The following is a 17298-nucleotide window of genomic DNA, read 5'->3' as shown; positions in this document are numbered from 1 at the left end:
GAACCCTTCGAACGGCATCTTGTTCATCTTTGTTCCAGACATTCCAGCATCATGCACTGATTTGCATCAAGGAACTTAGCTGGGTTGTCGGGTGTATGGCCCCTGGCGCCGGCTCGCGGTTGCCCAAGGGAGGACCTGGCCCGCGTGGCGACGTTTCTGTTGATCCGCCATGCGGCCCATAATGACGTGGGGCAGCGGCTGTCCGGTCGGTTGCCGGGGCTCGAACTGAGCGCGGCCGGCCGCGCGCAGGCGGACGACCTGACACAACGGCTGCGCGCCGAACCGCTGGCGGCGGTGCGATCGAGCCCTCGCGAACGCACGGTCGCGACGGCGCAGGCGATCGCCGTGCCGCACGGCCTGACCGTCACGACCGAGGACGCGCTCGACGAGATCGATTTCGGCGACTGGACCGGGCGGAGCTTCGCGTCGCTGGCCGGAGATCCCGTATGGGACGACTGGAACGGCGCGCGCGCCACGGGCACGGCGCCCGGCGGCGAGCGCATGGCGGACGCGCAGGTCCGGATCGTCCACCACCTGGCGGCGATCGCCGCGCACGAACCGCTAGGCTGCACCGCGATCGTCACGCATTGCGACATGATCCGTGCGATCGTGTGCCATCTGCTCGGCCTGTCGCTCGATCGCCTGCTGCGCCTCGCGGTGGAGCCGGCATCGGTGACGCGTATCGCCATGGATGGCGACGGCAGTGGCCAGCTATTGAGCCTGAACGAAGGGGGTTATCGATGACGACCGATTTGGCCACGAAGGTCGCGGCACTCGCGCCGTGGTTCCACAATATCGATCTGGGCGACGGCATCGCCACCGCGCCCGACCATTTCCTCGGCGATTATCCTCGCTCCAAGTTCCGCCGCTTCGCCGATGCGCTCCCGGCGGACATGAGCGGCAAGACGGTGCTCGACATCGGCTGCAACGCCGGCTTCTATTCGGTCGAGATGAAGCGGCGCGGCGCCGCGCGCGTGCTCGGGATCGACAGCGACGATCGCTATCTGGCACAGGCGCGGCTGGCGAGCGCGGCTTTGGGCTTCGAGGGGATCGAGTTCGCCAAGCTGTCGGTCTATGACGTGGCGGCGCTTCGCGAGCGGTTCGATCTCGTGATCTTCATGGGCGTGCTCTATCATTTGCGCCATCCGCTGCTCGCGCTCGACCTGATCCGCGAGCATGTCGTGGGCGACATGCTGTTGTTCCAGACGATGCAGCGCGGCAGCAACGCCGTGATCGACGTGCCCGAGGACCACCCCTTCCACGCCCCCGGCAGCTTCAAGCCGCCCGCGATCTTCGACGATCCGGCCTATCCGCGGATGCACTTCATCGAGCGCGAATATGCGCATGACTGGACCAACTGGTGGGCGCCGAATCGCGCGGGCAGCGAGGCGATGCTGCGCGCGGCGGGCTTCGCGATCGAGGCCCATCCCGAAGAGGAAGTCTATATCTGCCGCGTCGCCCCCGTTCCCTATGTGGAGTTCGGGCCGGCCGCGGTGTACCCGGCCCGTGGAGATGCCGCATGATCGAAGCCGCGATGATCTGGAACGAGCCCAACAACAAATCGCATTGGGACCCCGAGATCGACCCCGACTGGGCAATCTTTTCCGACACGGTGGTGCGCGCCGGCCGCGCGATCCATACCGCCAACCCCGCGATCACGCGCGTGCTGGGCGGCATGTCGCCGATCGACCCCGAATGGGTGAAGCGACTGGAACGGCACGGCGCGCTGGACGCGGTCGACGCGGTCGCGGTGCACGGCTTTCCGCTCGACTGGAATCTTTGGCCGATCCACGCCTGGCCCGACAAGGTCGCCGAGATCGAAGCGGTGACGGACAAGCCGGTCTGGGTCACCGAGGTGGGCGTGGGCTCGTTCGGCGCGGAGGAGGTGCAGGTGTTCGGCATCCGGCGCACCGCCGAGCTGCTGCTCGGCCGCGTGCCGCGCGTCTATTGGTATTCGCTCTACGACCTGCCGCAAAGCTGGGGCGCGACGACGCGCCACCGCGAGGCGGAGGGATCGTCCTACTACCGGCATTTCTACATGGGCCTGATTCGCGAGGACGGCACCCCCAAGCCCGCGCTCGACGATTATGCGAAGGTCGCGGGCGAGATGGGGCTGATGCAGTGGTTCCATTACGAGGATCCGCGGCTGGACGAGGCAGTCGCCTGGATGAAGCGGCTCGGCACGCGCAAGCTGCGCACGGGCCTCAGCTGGGCCGACAGTTTCCGCCCGAACGCCACCGACTGGTTCGACCGGCAGATGGAGGCGCTCACCGATTTCGACGTGACCGTCACCTTCTGCTTCACGCCCGAGCATCTGGGCGTCGCGCCGCACCATACGAGCCCGCCGCGCGAGCCGCAGGCCTTTGCCGATTTCTGCGCGTGGATGATCGACCGCTACGCCCCCGCCCTCTCCGCCCAGGCCCTCTCCGTACAGGCGGCCGGCTGATGCGCGCGGCGATCCTCACCGGCCCGGCCACGCTCGCGATCGAACATGTCGCCACGCCCGAACCGGGCGCGGGGCAGGTGCGCGTGAAGCTCGAAGGCTGCGGCGTGTGCGCGTCCAACGTCGAGCCCTATGCCGGCCAGCCCTGGTCGAGCTTCCCCGGCGCGCCGGGCGGGCTCGGCCATGAAGGCTGGGGCGTGATCGACGCGGTGGGCGCGGGCGTCGCCGATCGCGCGGTCGGCGAGCGGGTCGCGCTGCTGTCGGGCAACAGCTTTGCCGAATATGACGTCGCCGATGCCGATGCGGTCGTGCCGTTGCCGCCCGAACTCGCCGGCCAGCCCTTTCCCGGCGAACCGCTCGGCTGCGCGATGAACATCTTCCGCCGCAGCGACATCCAGGCGGGGCAGACGGTGGCGATCGTCGGCATCGGCTTTCTCGGCGCGGTGCTGACGCGGCTCGCGACCGAGGCGGGCGCACGGGTGATCGCGATCTCGCGCCGCCCCGAATCGCTCGCGCTCGCACGGCATTACGGCGCGGCCGAGACGATCCCGATGGACGATCACTGGGCGATCATCGGCGCTGTGAAGGCGCTGACCGGCGACGCGCTGTGCGCGCGCGTGATCGAGGCGGTGGGCAAGCAATGGCCGCTCGACCTCGCCTCGGCGCTGGTCGGCATCGGCGGCAAGCTGATCGTGGCGGGCTATCACCAGGATGGCCCCCGCCAGGTCAACATGCAGGACTGGAACTGGAAGGGCATCGACGTGGTGAACGCGCACGAACGCGATCCGGCGGTGAATTTGCGCGGGCTGCGCGAGGCGGTCGCGGCGGTGGCGAGCGGGCGGCTCGACCCCGCGCCGCTCTACTCGCACCGTTACCCTATCGAGCGGCTCGACGATGCGATCGACGCCACGCGCGACAAGCCCGAGGGCTTCGTGAAGGCGCTGGTGATGTTCGCATGAGCCGGCCGCGGGTGGGGTTCCTCGGCGTCGGCTGGATCGGCCGCCACCGCATGCAGGCGATGCTCGACACCGGCGCGATCGAGGCGGTCGCGGTCGCCGATCCCGCGCCCGCGATGGTCGCCGAGGCGCAGGCGCTCGCCCCCGGCGTGATGGCGGTCGAGTCGCTGGACGCCATGCTCGCGCTCGGCGTCGATGGCGTCGTGATCGCCAGCCCCAGCGCACTCCACGCCGACCAGGCGACCGCGGCCTTCGAAGCGGGCGTGGCCGTGTTCTGCCAGAAGCCGCTCGGCCGCGACGCCGCCGAGGCCGCGCGCGTCGTCGCCGCGGCCAAAGCGGCGGACCGGTTGCTGGGCGTCGATTTCTCCTACCGCCACACCGCGGGGATGGAAGCGATCGCTGCGCTGGTGCGGGATGGCACGCTCGGGCCGATCCATGCGGTCGATCTGACGTTCCACAACGCCTACGGCCCCGACAAGCCGTGGTTCTACGATCGCGCGCAATCGGGCGGCGGGTGCGTGATGGATCTGGGCGTCCATCTCGTCGATCTCGCGCTCTGGACGCTGGGCTTCCCCGCCGCCGACGGGCCGGTCTGCGCACAGCTCTTCGCCGATGGCCGGCCGCTTACGGGCGACGCGGTCGAGGATTTCGCGCTTGCCAGCATCGTGCTCGCGACCGGCACGGTGGTGCGGCTCGCCTGTTCGTGGCGGCTCCATGCCGGGCAGGATGCGGTCATCGAGGCGGCCTTTTACGGGCGCGACGGCGGGGCGGCGCTTCGCAACGTCGGCGGCTCATTCTACGATTTCACCGCCGAACGCTTCGCCGGCACCACGCGCGAGACGCTGGCGACGCCGCCCGACGCCTGGGGCGGTCGCGCCGCCGCGGCCTGGGCGACGCGGTTGGCGCAATCACCACGCTTCGATCCGGACAGCGAGACGGTCGTCGCGGTGTCGCGCGTGCTCGACCGGATCTACGCCGCCGCGCGCTGATGCTCGTCTATGGCGACCATGAACGCGTGGTCGATCCGCGCACGGAATGGGCGTCCTGCATCGCGCGCGGACAGGCGTTGCACGGCGGAAAGGCGGGGATCGAGCGGCACCAGCGACTCGTCCGGCTGTTCGTCGCGATGTCGGGGGTCGTCCAGGGGCTCGCCGATGCCGCCTTCGCCGCCACCGGCGCCGACGCGCACGGCCCGCTCGCCGCGGCCGGCCTGGACGCGCTGCGTGCGATGGCGCGGGCGATCGAGCGATCCTGGTCCAGCGGCCATGCCGACCAGCCCTGCCCCGCGCTGCCGACGCTCGACGCGTACGCGCTGCCCGATCGGGTAACGATCCGGCGGTGCGAGGGCTATGCCTATTACGCGCTCTATCCCGAGCTCTACCTCGCCGCGGCAGCGGCGCTGCCCAAGGGTGCGGTGGTGATCGGGCTGCGCAGCATCGGCACCGGGCTCGCGGCGCTGGCCGCGAGGGTCTGCGACGCGGCGTTCGTCTGCACGGTGCGGCCGGTGGGCGACGTGTTCGCGCGCACGCTGGCGATCGACCCCGCGCTCGCCGCGACGCTCACCGCGCTGCGCGATCGGCCGTTCGTGCTGGTGGACGAAGGACCGGGCCTGTCGGGCAGTTCGCTCGGTGGCGCGGCGGATTGGCTGGCCGGCATCGGCGTCACGGATATCCGCTTCCTGCCGAGCCATGACGGGCCGCTCGGGCCCCAGGCCTCGCCCGCGCACCGGACGCGCTGGGACGGCGCCGACCGCCCCGTAGCGCGGTTCGAGGATGTCGTGCTGCCGCGTCTTTCCGGCTGGTTCGCGGACGTGACGGGTGCCCCCCCCGCGCCGCTGCGTGACGTCTCAGGCGGTGGCTGGCGCGCGCCCGGCAGCGACGCGCCGGTCGATCCGAACCGCGAGGCACGCAAATATCGGCTGACGACCGCGCGTGGCGACTATCTGCTGAAGTTCGTCGGGCTGGACGACGAGGCCGCCGCCAAGTTCGATCGTGCCCGCGCGCTTCACGCCGCCGGCTTCGCCGCCGAGCCGCTGGCGGTGCGCCACGGTTTCCTGCTCGAACGCTGGATCGACGGCGCCGCACCGGCCGGCGACGCGGCGATCATCGCGGCGCTGCCCGCCTATCTGGCGTTTCGCGCCGCCGCCTTTCCCGCCTCGGCCGGCGCGTCGCTGACGGCGCTGGTGGCGATGGCGCGGTACAACCTGGCGGACGTGGCCGGCATCGGCGCGCTGCTCGACGGCGTCGACCCCGCCGCGCTCCAGCATCATGTCCGCGCCGTCCACGGCGATGCGCGGCTTCACCGCTGGGAATGGATCACGGGGCCGGACGGCCTGCGCAAGACCGACGCGATCGATCATTCGCAGGCGCATGATCTGGTCGGGCCGCAGGATATCGCGTGGGACCTGGCGGGCGCGATCGCCGAATATCCGTCGCTCGATCGCGCGGCACTGATCGCCGCCGTCATGCCCGATCGCCCCGAGGCCGAGGCGCTCGTCGCCTGTCTACTGCCCTGCTATCTCGGCTTCCAGCGCGGCTGGTGGCGCTACGCCCCCGATGCCGCCGCGCAGAGCGACTCCTATGCGGCCAAGGCGGCGGCGCTGGTCGCGGGGTAGAGCGGATGACGTGAGTCGATCCATTCTTCTACTCCGTTCGTGCTGAGCCTGTCCAAGCACGCGCTCCACAGGCGAGCCTTCGTGTGTGGCACAGGCCCTTCGACAGGCTCAGGGCGAACGGGGTTAGGTTACATCGCTAGCTGCTAACCCGCCGGCGCGGGCACCACTGGCAGCCACAGCGCGCTGGCGCTCGCGCCGCCATGTTCGACGCTCACCGTCGCCTTTTTGTAATCGCCGGGCTTGGCGAAGAAGATGTTCGGCACGAAGGTCTGCGGGTTGCGGTCGTAGAGCGGAAACAGGCTCGACTGGACCTGCACCATGATCCGGTGGCCGGGCAGGAAAACGTGGTTCACCGCGGGCAGCCGGAATTTATACTCCTGCACCTTGCCCGCCGGGATCGCGCTTGGCTTCGAAAAGCTGTCGCGATAGCGGCCCCGGAAGATGTCGAGGCTGATCGCGAGCTGATAGCCGCCCATCGCCTTGTTGCTGGCGATCTCGTCGGGATAGACGTCGATCAGCTTGACGACCACGTCGCCGTCCGTTCCCGTCGTCCTGGCGAAGATGTCCGCCCAGGGCACGCCCGACACCGCGACGGGCGTGGCGAGCACGGGGGTCCGATAGCTCAGCACGTCGGTGCGTCCGTCGACCGAGCGCTGGTCGCTCACCAGCCAGGTCGGCCAGCGGCCGTCGCCGAAATTCACCGGGCGCGGCAGGTGCGGCACCGGATCGGCGGGATCGGAGACATAGCTGTCCTCGCCGCGCGCGGGCTTCGCGAAGCCCAGCGCCTTGTCCGCGCCGAGATAGATCGGCGTCAGCGGGCCCGCGCATCCCGCCTCGCACACGCTCGGCCAGGCGGCGAAACGATCCCAGCGGTTCGCGCCGGTGTTGTAGATCGTGGCGGCGGGTGGATCATAGGCGGGCGCGCCGTCCTTCAGATAATGGTTGAAGAAGGGCAGCAGGATGTCGCGCCGCGCCTGGAGCGCGGTGTCGCCGTCGAACTCGAGCGGCCCGAGCGACGATCCGTTGTAATTGAACCCGCTATGCCGCCACGGCCCCATTAGCAGATGGTTGTTGCCCAGGTGCCCGGCCTTTTTCAGCGCCTCCCAGCTATGGATCGCGCCCCACATGTCCTCCTGGTCCCACAGCCCCTGTTCCCACAGCGTCGGCACGTTGGACGGGTTTGCGGCGAGCAGCGTGTCGAGCGCCTGCCCCTGCCAGAAGGCGTCATAGGCGGGATGCTGCGACATCCGGTTCCAGAAGGGCAGTTGGTCATATCCCGATTTCTTCGCCCAGTCCCCCGCCGAGATGTTCCGGAAATTCTCGTAATCGTCATAGCCGCCCGACGGCGGCGCCTTGCCCGCGCCCTTGTAGCCGGTCTGGCTGCCGAGCCAGCCGATATTGGTCAGCCGGAACGCGCCGTAATGGAACCAGTCGTCGCCCATCCACCCGTCGACCATCGGGCTTTCGGGCGCGGCGACCTTCAGCGCCGGGTGCGGCGCGAGCAGCGCCATCACCACGGTGAAGCCCTCGTAGCTCGATCCGAGCATCCCGACGCGGCCGTTCGATTCGGGCAGGTTCTGGTGCTTCACCAGCCATTCGATCGTGTCATAGGCGTCGGTGACGTGATCGACCTTGGTCGGGTTGAGCGGGCCGATCACCGGGCGCGTGACGACGTAATCGCCCTCCGACCCGTATTTGCCGCGAATATCCTGGAACACGCGGATATAGCCAGCCTTCACGAACAGCTCGTCGCCCTCGGCGAGCGCGTTGACCATCTGCGGGCTGTCGGTGCGCGCGACCCGGCCCGAGGCGTTGTAGGGCGTCCGCGTCAGCAGGATCGGCGCGTGCGCGGCGCCCGTCGGCACGATGATGACGGTGTGAAGCCGCACCCCATCGCGCATCGGGATCATCACCTCGCGCTTGTCGAAATCGGCGACGACGGGCGGCGTGAACTTCGCCGGGATATCGCCCGCGGCGGCCTCGGTGCGGACGGACGCGTCCTTGGCCGCGGTCTGCGCCTGTGCGCCCGAAGCGAGCAACGTGGAGGCGAGAAGCAGAGACAGAGCGAGCCGCATCGATATCCTTTCGGGGTCGGCACCGCCGGACGGTCGCACGAACCTCCGGCCGGGCATGATGTTCAGGGAGTAAGCCGCTGGAATGGCGGTGGCAACCGATCCGACATGGCAAGCCGCCGCGGCTACCGCGCGGCGGAAAGCCGGGGCAGTTCGCCACGCATGATCGCGCCGTCACCGTTGCGATCCAGCACCCCAAAACGCTGCTCAGCGGCATGGACGAACTCGGCACGATCGATCCCCCTATTGCCGTTGCTGTCGGCCGCCGCCGCCGGCTCGGGCAGGTCGAGATACCCGTAGCGCGCGGCACCTTCGCTAACTTTCACCTTGGGCTTGGGGCTGCCGCCATTGCCGAAATGCATGCCCTGCCCGCTGCCGCCTCCGCCGCGCTCGTGCCGCATCGGCGCCTCGCCCTCGCCCTCGCTCTCGCTCTCGCGGCGTTCGCCCACGCGGATCTCGGGGGCGATGACGGTCTCGTAACGGTCGATCTCGGCCGGATCGATCTCGCCGTCATGGTTCGCATCGAGCACCGCGAAGAAGCGCAGCGCATCCGCCGCGAACTCGGCGCGCGTGATACGGCCGTCATGATCGGCATCCGCGCCGTCGAACCAGATCCGCTCCGGGCCATGCGCCGCGCGGAACGGCTCGCCCATGGGGCTGATGAACAGCGGCTCGCGCGCCGCGGCCGGCGCCGCGCTCAGCAGCATCGCCGCCGCCGCCATCGCCCGTCTCACGCCCCGCCGCCGATCGCGCGCGCGGTATCCACCGCAAGCCGCAGCCGGTTGGTGCGGATCTGCAGCAACGCGCGCTCCGCATCCAGTGCGGCGGTCTGCGCGGTCACCACGTCGAGATAATCCGACGCGCCATCGCGGTAGCGGATCAGCGCGAGATCGCGCGTGCGCTCGGCGGCGCGGGTGGCGGCCTGTTGCTCGCCCTCCTGCTCGGTCGCGGCGCGGGTGCGCGCCAGATCGTCCTCCACCTCGCGGAAGGCGGTCAGCACGGTGCTGCGGTAATTGGCCGCGGCCTCGTCATATTGCCCGCGGCTGATCCTGACGCGTGACCGCCGAGCGCCGCCGTCGAAGATCGACAGCGCCGCGGTCAGCGGGCCCAGTGCCCAGAAGCCGGTGGAGGCGCCGATCACCGCGGAGCCGGCCGTCTCGAACCCGCCGCCTACGCCGAGCGTGAGCGCGGGATAGAGGGCCGCGCGCGCCACGCCGATCCGCGCATTGGCGGCGGCGATACGCCGCTCCGCCGCGGCGATGTCGGGCCGGCGCTCCAGCAGCGTCGACGGGACGCCCACGGGAATGGCGGGCGGCGGCGCCTGCCCATCGACGACGGGAATGGCGAAGCTCGAGGGGCTTTGCCCGATCAGCACCGCGATCGCATGTTCGAACGCCGCCCGGTCGCCCGACACGGCCGACAACTCCGCCCGCGCGCTCTGCAACAGGCTGGCGGAGCGGCTGACGTCGATCCCGGAAGCGATGCCGCCCGCATGCCGCGTGTCGGTCAGGTCGGACGCGCGCTGGAACGCGGCGACCGTCTGGCGCAGCAGCACGATCCGCGCATCGAGCCCGCGCATCTGGAAATAATCGTCCGCGACGCTCGCCTGTAGCCCCAGCCGCACGCCGGCGACATCGGCCGCGCTCGCCTGCGCATCGGCGGTACTGGCGCGCACCGAATTGCGGACGCGGCCGAACAGATCGAGTTCGTAGCTGAGCGACGGGCCGACGCGGATATCGTTATAGGTCTGCGCGCCGGTGGCGCCGAGCGGCCGTTCGGCGGAAACGCGTGCGCGCTCCGCGGCGGCGCCCAGATCGACGCTCGGCACCCGCGCCGCGCGCGCTACGCCCAGCGCGCCGCGCGCCTCGTCATAGCGCGCCACCGCCGCGGCGAGCGAGGGATTGTCGCGCTCGATCCGGTCTTCCAGCCCGCTCAGCACCGGATCGCCGAACGCCTCCCACCAGCGGCCCGGTGGCACGATCGTGGCGGCCGCGGACTGCCACGGACCGCCTTCCTTGTACACGGGTGCGGCTTGGCTCGGCGGCACGTCATAGGCCGGCGCGAGCGAGCACCCCGCGAGCAAGGCGGAAATCGCGAGCCCCAGCCCGGCCCTAGCGCGCACGCTTCGCCCCGCCCGCCGCGATCCGCACCGCATCGCCGGTCTGAAGCGAATCGGGCGGATTGTCGATCACCCGGTCCGCCGCGGTCAGCCCGGCGCTGATCTCGACGCTGTCGCCATCGTCGCGGCCGATCGTGATCGTCTTGAGCAACGCGCGGCCGTTCGGCCCCACCACCGCGACCTGCGTGCCCTTGGCGCCGATCACCAGCGCGCTGGACGGCAGGCGCACGCCCGATCCGCCGCCGGCGCCGACCGGGAACTTCACCTGCGCATAGGCGCCGGGCTTCAAGGCGCGATCGCCGTTCGCGGCCTGCAATTCCACCAGCACCGTGCCCGATGCTGGATCGACCGCGCCGGCGGTGCGGGTCAGCGTCACGTCGAAGTCGCGGCCCGGATATTCGGGCACCGTCAGCACCGCATGGATCCCGGGATGAACGTCGCCCGAATAGGCCTGCGGCACGCGGACATAGACGCGCACCCGGCTGAAATCGGCGACCGTGAAGAGCGGCGCCGCGGCCGCATTGCCCGCGGTAACCAGCGCGCCGATCTGCGCCGAACGGCTGGTGACGGTGCCGTCGAACGGCGCGTCGATCCGGGTGAAGCCCTGAAGCGCACCGAGCCGGCGGACGTTCGCCTGCGCGGCGCTGGCGATCGCGGATTTCGCCGCGAGATCGCCGATCTTCTCGTCCGTCTCCTGCTTCGACACCGCGTCCTTCGCCAGCAGATCCTTCCAGCGCGTGGCGGTCGAGGCAGCGAGGCTGCGGTTGGCGGCGGCGGTGGCCAGATCGGCGCGCGCGGCGAGCACCTGCTGATCGACCTCGGGCGCATCGAGGATCGCGAGCGTCTGGCCGCTGCGGACGTGATCGCCGATATCCACCAGCCAGCGCCGGACATAGCCGGTGGTCCGCGCGAAGATCGCCGCGCTGTTGAACGCCTGGACGTTGCCCGGCAGCGTCAGCGCATCGGCGCTGCCTTCCGCGGCGGGGTGGATGACGCTGACCACGGGCGTGTCCTGCGCGCTCGTCCAGGTCGCGAGCTGGCGGTCGGACCGGCTGCGGCTGACGATGCCCCAGGCGACGAGCGCCAGCGCTACGATGGCGGCAACGATGCCGACGGTCTTGAGGGAGCCGCGGCGGGGCTCAGACATGGACGGGCTCCAGATTCGGTTCGGCGAGCCGGGTGCGGTCGCGGCGACGGTGGACGAGGCTGAAGATCACCGGCACGAACATCAGCGTGGCGATGGTCGCGACGATCAGCCCGCCGATCACGGCACGGCCGAGCGGCGCGTTCTGCTCGCCGCCTTCGCCGAGCCCCAGCGCCATCGGCAGCATGCCGATGATCATGGCGAGCGCGGTCATCAGCACGGGGCGGAAACGCGTCATCCCAGCCTCCATCGCCGCCTGGGTCGCGTTCCCCAGTTCGGCGAGCCGCTCGCGCGCGAAGCTGACGACGAGGATCGAGTTGGCGGTCGCGACGCCCATGCACATGATCGCGCCGGTGAGCGCGGGGACGGACAGCGTCGTGCCGGTCAGGAACAGCATCCACACGATGCCGGCGACCGCACCCGGCAGCGCGGTGATGATGACGAACGGATCGAGCCAGTTCTGGAAGTTCACCACGATCAGCAGATAGATCAGCATGATCGCCGCGATCAGGCCGAAGAACAGCCCCGAGAAGGCGGTCGTCATCGTCGCATATTGGCCGCGCAGCGTCACCGTCACGCCCTTGGGCGCCTGCGCCTTCATGCTGTCGATCGCATGCTGGATGTCGCCCGCCACGGCGCCCAGATCCCGCCCGTTGGGCGTCGCGAAGATATCGACCTCGGGCGCGATGTTATAGTGCGAGACGACCGCGTCCGACGTGGCACGCGTGATCCCGCCGATGCCGCCCAGCACCTGCGCGGGCCCGGGGCCCGTGCCGGTGATGGGAATGTTCGACAGGTCGCTGATCGAGCCTTCGCGATATTCGGGCGTCTGCGCGACGACCGAATAGGACACGCCGTTCTGCGGGTTGAGATAATAGACCGGTGCGGTCTGGCCGGTGCCGGCCAGCGACGAGGCGACGCTCGACGTCACGTCGCGCTCGGTCAGGCCCAATTGGCTCATCCGGCTGCGATCGACCGCGACGCGCAGTTCGGGATAGCGCGCCGATTGCTGGATGCGCGCATCGGCCACGCCGGGGATCGCCGCCATGCGGCGCATGATGGCCCGCGCATAGGCATAATTGGCCGCCTGATCCTTGCCCGACACCTGGACGTCGATCGGCGCCGGCGCACCGAAGTTCAGGATTTGGCTGGTGATGTCGGCGGGCAGGAACGAAAAGGTGCTGCCCGGGAACGCACCCGGCAACGTCTCGCGCATTCGGCGGACATAATCCGCAGTGGGCGCATGACCCTCGGCGAGCTGGATCAGGATGTCGCCGTCCTGCGGGCCGATCGTGCCGGAGTTGTTGTAGGCGGTGTTGAGCGAGCTGACCGGCAGCCCGATATTGTCGACCAGCGAGACGAGTTCGTTCGCCGGAATGATCTGGCGCACGCGTTGCGCGATCCGGTCGAACTCGGCCGACGTACCCTCGATCCGCGACCCGATCGGCGCGCGGACGTGCATCGTGATCTGCCCCGCATCGACCGCCGGGAAGAAATTCCGCCCGAGGAACGGCACCAGCAGGAACGACAGCAGCACCACGGCGAGGAAGCCGAAGACGAACGGCTTGCCCGTGCCCAGCGCGCGCTCGAGCAACCCGCCATAGCCGCGACGCAGCCGTTCGAAGCGATCCTCGAACCCGCGCTGGAACCGCACCAGCGGGTTGCGCGACCCCGGCGTACCCGCCGCGTGCTGGTCGTGATCGCTGCCGTCGCCATGCGGGCGCAGCAGGTACATCGCCATCGTGGGCACCAGCGTGCGCGACAGGACGAAGCTGGCGATCATCGCGAAGACGACGGCGAGGGCCAGCGGCACGAACAGGAACCCCGCGACGCCGGGCAGGAAGAACATCGGCACGAACACGATGCAGATGCACAGCAGCGAGACGAAGGCCGGCGTCACGATCTGCGCCGCGCCGTCGAGGATCGCCTCCGTCACGCCTTTGCCCTGCTCGAGATGCCAGTTGATGTTCTCGATCGTGACGGTCGCATCGTCGACGAGAATGCCGACCGCGAGGCTGAGACCGCCCAGCGTCATGATGTTGAGCGTCTGCCCGGTGGCGGACAGCGCGATGATCGCCGCCAGAATGGCGAGCGGGATCGAGATGGCGATGATGACGGTGGAGCGCCACGATCCCAGGAACAGCAGGATCATCAGGCTGGTCAGCGCCGCGGCGATCGCGCCTTCCTTCACCACGCCCGAAACGGCAGCCTTCACGAAGAGCGACTGATCGCCGATCGGCACGATCTTGAGCGTGGAGGGCAGCGTCTCCTGGATCTTGGGCAGCGCGTCCTTGATCCCCTGGACGATCGCCAGCGTCGAGGTCGAGCCGTTCTTCAGGATCGTCATCAGCACCGAACGCGATCCGTCGACATGGACGACGTTGGTCTGCGGCGCGGATCCGTCGCGCACATGCGCCACGTCGCGCATATAGATCGTCGCGCCGTTCACCACCTTCACCGGCAGGTCGTTCAACTCGTCGATCGAGTTGGGCGCGTTGTTGAGACGGACATTATACTGGAAGCCGCCGATCTTGGCGAAGCCGGCGGGGTTGATCTGGTTCTGCGCGGCGATCGCGTTGCCCACGTCCTGCGCGGACAGGCCCTTGGACTGGAGCGCCTGCGGATCGAGGTCGATCTGCACCTGGCGCTGGCGTCCGCCCGAGGGATAGGGGATCGCGGCGCCGGGCACGGTTACGAGGCCCGGGCGGATCTGGTTCTGCGCCAGATCGAACAGCTTGCCTTCGCTCAGCCCCTTGCCCGACAAAGCGAGCTGGACGATCGGCACCGTCGCCGCGCTGTAGTTCAGGATCAGCGGCGGCGTGATGCCGGGTGGCAATTGCTTCAGGATCGTCTGTGACACGCTCGTCACCTGCGCGGTCGCGGTGCGGATGTCGGCCTTGGGCTGGAAATAGATCTTCACCACACCGATGCCGGGCATCGACTGGCTCTCGACGTGATCGATATCGTTGACCGTCGTCGTCAGCGTCCGCTCGAACGGCGTCATGATCCGGCCGGCCATGTCCGCCGGCGCCAGGCCGCTATATTGCCACGCGACCGCGATCACGGGCACGCGGATGTCGGGAAAAATATCGACGGGCGTGCGGATCGCCGCCAACACCCCGCCGATCGCGATCAGGATCGCCATGACGATGAAGGTGAGCGGCCGCGACAGCGCGACCCGGACGATGCCGATCATCGCGCGACACCCGATGCGCCGCCGGCGCAGCGCCGTACGATGGCGCAGTGCAGCGTGAGACCGGAAAGTGGTTCTGGGATTATCAAGACGAGACCTGAATCGATGAACGCTCCGTTTCTACCGCAAATGCTGCATTGCGAAAGCCAAAATCGACATCAAGGCTGCCCTATTTCATCGACCTGTCATGTTGGGGGTTCCGGCCGGCCGGAACCCCCTTCGGTTCAGCGAAAGCGGCCGGCGAGCGAGACGCCGATTACGCGCGGGTCGTTGTACACGGCGGCCAGATAATTCTCGATCACGCCCTTCAGGTTGCGCGCGTTGGTGACGTTGCGCGCGAAGGCCGCGATCTCGTAGCGGCCATTGTCGATGCTGTAGCCAATCCGCGCGCCACCCTCGAAATTGCCGTTCGAGGAAAATTCGGCCGAACGGTAGAGGACGAACTGGGTATAGCCCTGCAGGTTCCAGTCGGTCGCGAGGAACAGCTTGCCGTTCGCGGTCACGGGAATGTCGTAACGCGCCGTCGCGTTGAAGTTATAGGTGGGGGCGTTCGGCAGCGGGCTGTTGTTGATCTGCGCGAAGGTGTTCGCGCCCACCTTGATCGTGGGCTGGAGCACGGTGCACACCACTTGCCCGTTGAGCGCACACACCTGTGCATAGACGTTCTTGTCGCGGATTTCCGTGCTGAGCGCGCTATAGCCGAGCGTCAGCGTCAGGTTGCGCATCGGGCGCAGTTCGGCATCGCCTTCCACGCCATAGCCGTTGGCGTGATCGGCGTTGAACAGCACGCCGTTGCCGTTCACGTCATTGCCGTTCAACTGGATGTTGCGCACCGTATAGGCGAAGGCGGTGGCGTTGAGGCGCAGCTTGCCGTCGAACATCACGCTCTTGAAACCGCCTTCGAACGAGGTGTTCGTTTCCGAATTCGCCGTCGTGAAATCGGAATTGAACACCGCCGAGCGGCCCTGGATGGTGGGGCCGCGGAACCCGCGCGCGGCGCGTAGATACAGGCTGAGATCCGGCGTTGCCTGATAGAGCAGGCTCGCATCCCAACTCGGCTGCGTGTCGGACAGGCGGACGTAGCGGCGCCCCGTATAGGTGGAGACGCCCGCGACCGTGTTCGCCGTCTGGAGCAGCGCGGTGCGCTTGGTATCCTTGGTCTCGCGGCCGCCGACCGTCAGCGTGAGATCGGGCAGGATCTTGTAGCTGGCTTGGCCGAAGAACGCCCAGGAGGTGTTCACGTCGCGCAGCAGCACATAGTTGTTAGGATTGCGCGCCGCGGTCGTCAGGAAATAGGCGCGCTGGTCGAATTCGGTCAGATCGACGTTGCTGAAATAGATGCCGCCGACCTGCCAGGTGAAGGGCCGATCGGACGCGCTCGCCAGCCGCAGTTCTTCGGTCCACTGGTCGAGATAGCGGATCTGGCCCTGGCTCTGACCATAGCCGTTCGCCACGCCGTTGACCGGGAAGTTGGCCGCCGCGCCGCCATCGGTGTCGCCGCGGCTATAGCCGTGCGTCGTTTCATAGGCGGTGATCGAGGTGAGCGTCGGCCCACCGAAATCATAGGCGACTTTCACCGAGCCGCCATAGGTGTGATAGGCCTGAGGATTGTCGTCACCCTCGTCGAACGCGACCTGGGTGCGCGAGGCACTGGACTGGTTGCTGCCCTTGGTCAGCGCGCCGCGCAGGAACAGCGTCGAGGTGCCGTTATAGTCGCGCGCATGGCCCGAGCCGAGGATCGACAGGCTGTCGGTGGGCGTCAGCAGCAATTGCAGACGGATATCGCGGTCGTTGAAGCCGCCCATCGCGTCCTTGCGCGGCACCGGGGTGCTGTCCGCACTCGGGCCCGAATAGACGTTGTCGACGTAATTGTCGCGGTGCTGGTAGAGGCCGGACAGGCGGAACGCGATCTTGTCCGCCACGATCGGGCCGCCGATGCCGCCGTCGAACGTCACCGTGTTGAAGCTGCCATAGGAGGCCGAGGCGCGGCCCTCGAAATCCTGCGTCGGGCGCAGCGTGTCGAACTTGATGATGCCCGCGGTGGTGTTGCGGCCGAACAGCGATCCCTGTGGCCCGCGCAGCACCTCGACCTGGCCCACGTCGAACACCGGATTGGATTTCAGCACGACATGTTCGAGGACGACATCGTCCTGGATGATCGTCACCGGCTGCGAGGCGCCGAGATAGAAATCGATATTGCCGAGCCCGCGAATGTAGAAGCGCGGAAAGATGCGGCCGGTCGTCGTCTCGGCGTAAAGGCTCGGCACGCGGCCCGACAGCGACAGCAGCGTGTCGTCGCCGCTGGCCTGGAACGCGCGCAGGTCCGCCCCGCTCACCACGCCCACCGACACCGGCACGCGCTGCAGATTTTCGGAACGCCGTTCTGCGGTGACCACCACGTCGGCGACGCCGTCGGCCGGCTGGTCGCCCTGCCCGCTGGCCGCCATGGGCGCACCGGCCGGCGCATCCTGCGCATAGGCGGGTGCGATCCCCACCAGTGCCCCTGCGGCCACGCCACACCACAGCATCGTTCCGAACGCACGCATGTCTCTGTCCCCTTATGTCCGCCGATCCCCGGATCGGCGGTGCCCGGTCGATCCCTGATCGTCCCGCGCCTGCCCTCGGGCGGCCTCTAGAGCGACGGCGTGGCGGTTTTGTGACAAGGTCGTTACCATCGTCCGTCGCCCACCCGCCGCAATCCCGCACTGGCGCAGGGCGGGGCGTCGCTCCATGGTGGCACCGCGGCGGCGCTTGCGT

The 17298-nt window shown here is 68.8% G+C and carries 12 protein-coding genes; 6 read left to right on the top strand and 6 right to left on the bottom strand.

Features of this window, described 5'->3' with window-relative positions; all coding sequences use genetic code 11:
* Nucleotides 1-144 precede the first annotated feature (144 nt).
* Genes OXQ95_RS17090 through OXQ95_RS17065 form a run of 6 tightly spaced genes read left to right on the top strand, consistent with a single transcriptional unit; the run spans nt 145 to nt 6013 of the window.
* On the top strand, nt 145-744 hold the full coding sequence (locus OXQ95_RS17090; protein ID WP_267382331.1) for a histidine phosphatase family protein: 600 nt from the start codon (nt 145-147) through the stop codon (nt 742-744).
* On the top strand, nt 741-1523 hold the full coding sequence (locus OXQ95_RS17085) for a TIGR04290 family methyltransferase (RefSeq protein WP_242097530.1): 783 nt from the start codon (nt 741-743) through the stop codon (nt 1521-1523). The genes OXQ95_RS17090 and OXQ95_RS17085 overlap by 4 nt, the downstream gene beginning before the upstream one ends.
* Nucleotides 1520-2446 carry a glycosyl hydrolase gene (locus OXQ95_RS17080; protein ID WP_267382329.1) on the top strand — a complete coding sequence of 309 codons (927 nt, stop codon included), beginning with the start codon at nt 1520-1522 and terminating at the stop codon, nt 2444-2446. The genes OXQ95_RS17085 and OXQ95_RS17080 overlap by 4 nt, the downstream gene beginning before the upstream one ends.
* Nucleotides 2446-3402: a zinc-binding dehydrogenase gene (locus tag OXQ95_RS17075; RefSeq protein ID WP_267382327.1), complete on the top strand. Its 957-nt coding sequence runs from the start codon at nt 2446-2448 to the stop codon at nt 3400-3402. The genes OXQ95_RS17080 and OXQ95_RS17075 overlap by 1 nt, the downstream gene beginning before the upstream one ends.
* Complete coding sequence (locus tag OXQ95_RS17070) at nt 3399-4388, top strand: Gfo/Idh/MocA family oxidoreductase (protein ID WP_267382325.1); 990 nt, start codon at nt 3399-3401, stop codon at nt 4386-4388. The genes OXQ95_RS17075 and OXQ95_RS17070 overlap by 4 nt, the downstream gene beginning before the upstream one ends.
* On the top strand, nt 4388-6013 hold the full coding sequence (locus OXQ95_RS17065; protein WP_267382323.1) for a hypothetical protein: 1626 nt from the start codon (nt 4388-4390) through the stop codon (nt 6011-6013). Before OXQ95_RS17070 ends, OXQ95_RS17065 begins: the two co-directional genes overlap by 1 nt.
* A gap of 143 nt (nt 6014-6156) precedes the next feature.
* Here OXQ95_RS17065 and OXQ95_RS17060 read toward each other — a convergent pair whose 3' ends face one another.
* The 6 genes from OXQ95_RS17060 to OXQ95_RS17035 all read right to left on the bottom strand — a co-directional run bounded on the left by OXQ95_RS17060 (nt 6157) and on the right by OXQ95_RS17035 (nt 17087).
* A complete protein-coding gene (locus OXQ95_RS17060; RefSeq protein WP_267382321.1) occupies nt 6157-8088 on the bottom strand; it encodes a CocE/NonD family hydrolase in 1932 nt (643 codons plus the stop codon).
* Between the two features lie 122 nt (nt 8089-8210).
* On the bottom strand, nt 8211-8819 hold the full coding sequence (locus OXQ95_RS17055) for a hypothetical protein (RefSeq protein ID WP_267382319.1): 609 nt from the start codon (nt 8817-8819) through the stop codon (nt 8211-8213).
* On the bottom strand, nt 8816-10240 hold the full coding sequence (locus tag OXQ95_RS17050; RefSeq protein WP_267382317.1) for an efflux transporter outer membrane subunit: 1425 nt from the start codon (nt 10238-10240) through the stop codon (nt 8816-8818). The genes OXQ95_RS17055 and OXQ95_RS17050 overlap by 4 nt, the downstream gene beginning before the upstream one ends.
* A complete protein-coding gene (locus OXQ95_RS17045; protein WP_242097538.1) occupies nt 10197-11351 on the bottom strand; it encodes an efflux RND transporter periplasmic adaptor subunit in 1155 nt (384 codons plus the stop codon). The genes OXQ95_RS17050 and OXQ95_RS17045 overlap by 44 nt, the downstream gene beginning before the upstream one ends.
* Complete coding sequence (locus tag OXQ95_RS17040) at nt 11344-14544, bottom strand: efflux RND transporter permease subunit (protein WP_267382315.1); 3201 nt, start codon at nt 14542-14544, stop codon at nt 11344-11346. Before OXQ95_RS17040 ends, OXQ95_RS17045 begins: the two co-directional genes overlap by 8 nt.
* A gap of 221 nt (nt 14545-14765) precedes the next feature.
* A complete protein-coding gene (locus tag OXQ95_RS17035; RefSeq protein WP_267382313.1) occupies nt 14766-17087 on the bottom strand; it encodes a TonB-dependent receptor in 2322 nt (773 codons plus the stop codon).
* Nucleotides 17088-17298: the final 211 nt, after the last annotated feature.

It is taken from the genome of Sphingomonas sp. GC_Shp_6 (assembly GCF_026540835.1).
In the GTDB taxonomy this organism is placed as follows: Bacteria; Pseudomonadota; Alphaproteobacteria; order Sphingomonadales; family Sphingomonadaceae; genus Sphingomonas.
The sequence above is the reverse complement of the archived record's forward strand: the minus strand, read 5'-3'. Positions and strand labels throughout refer to the sequence as shown.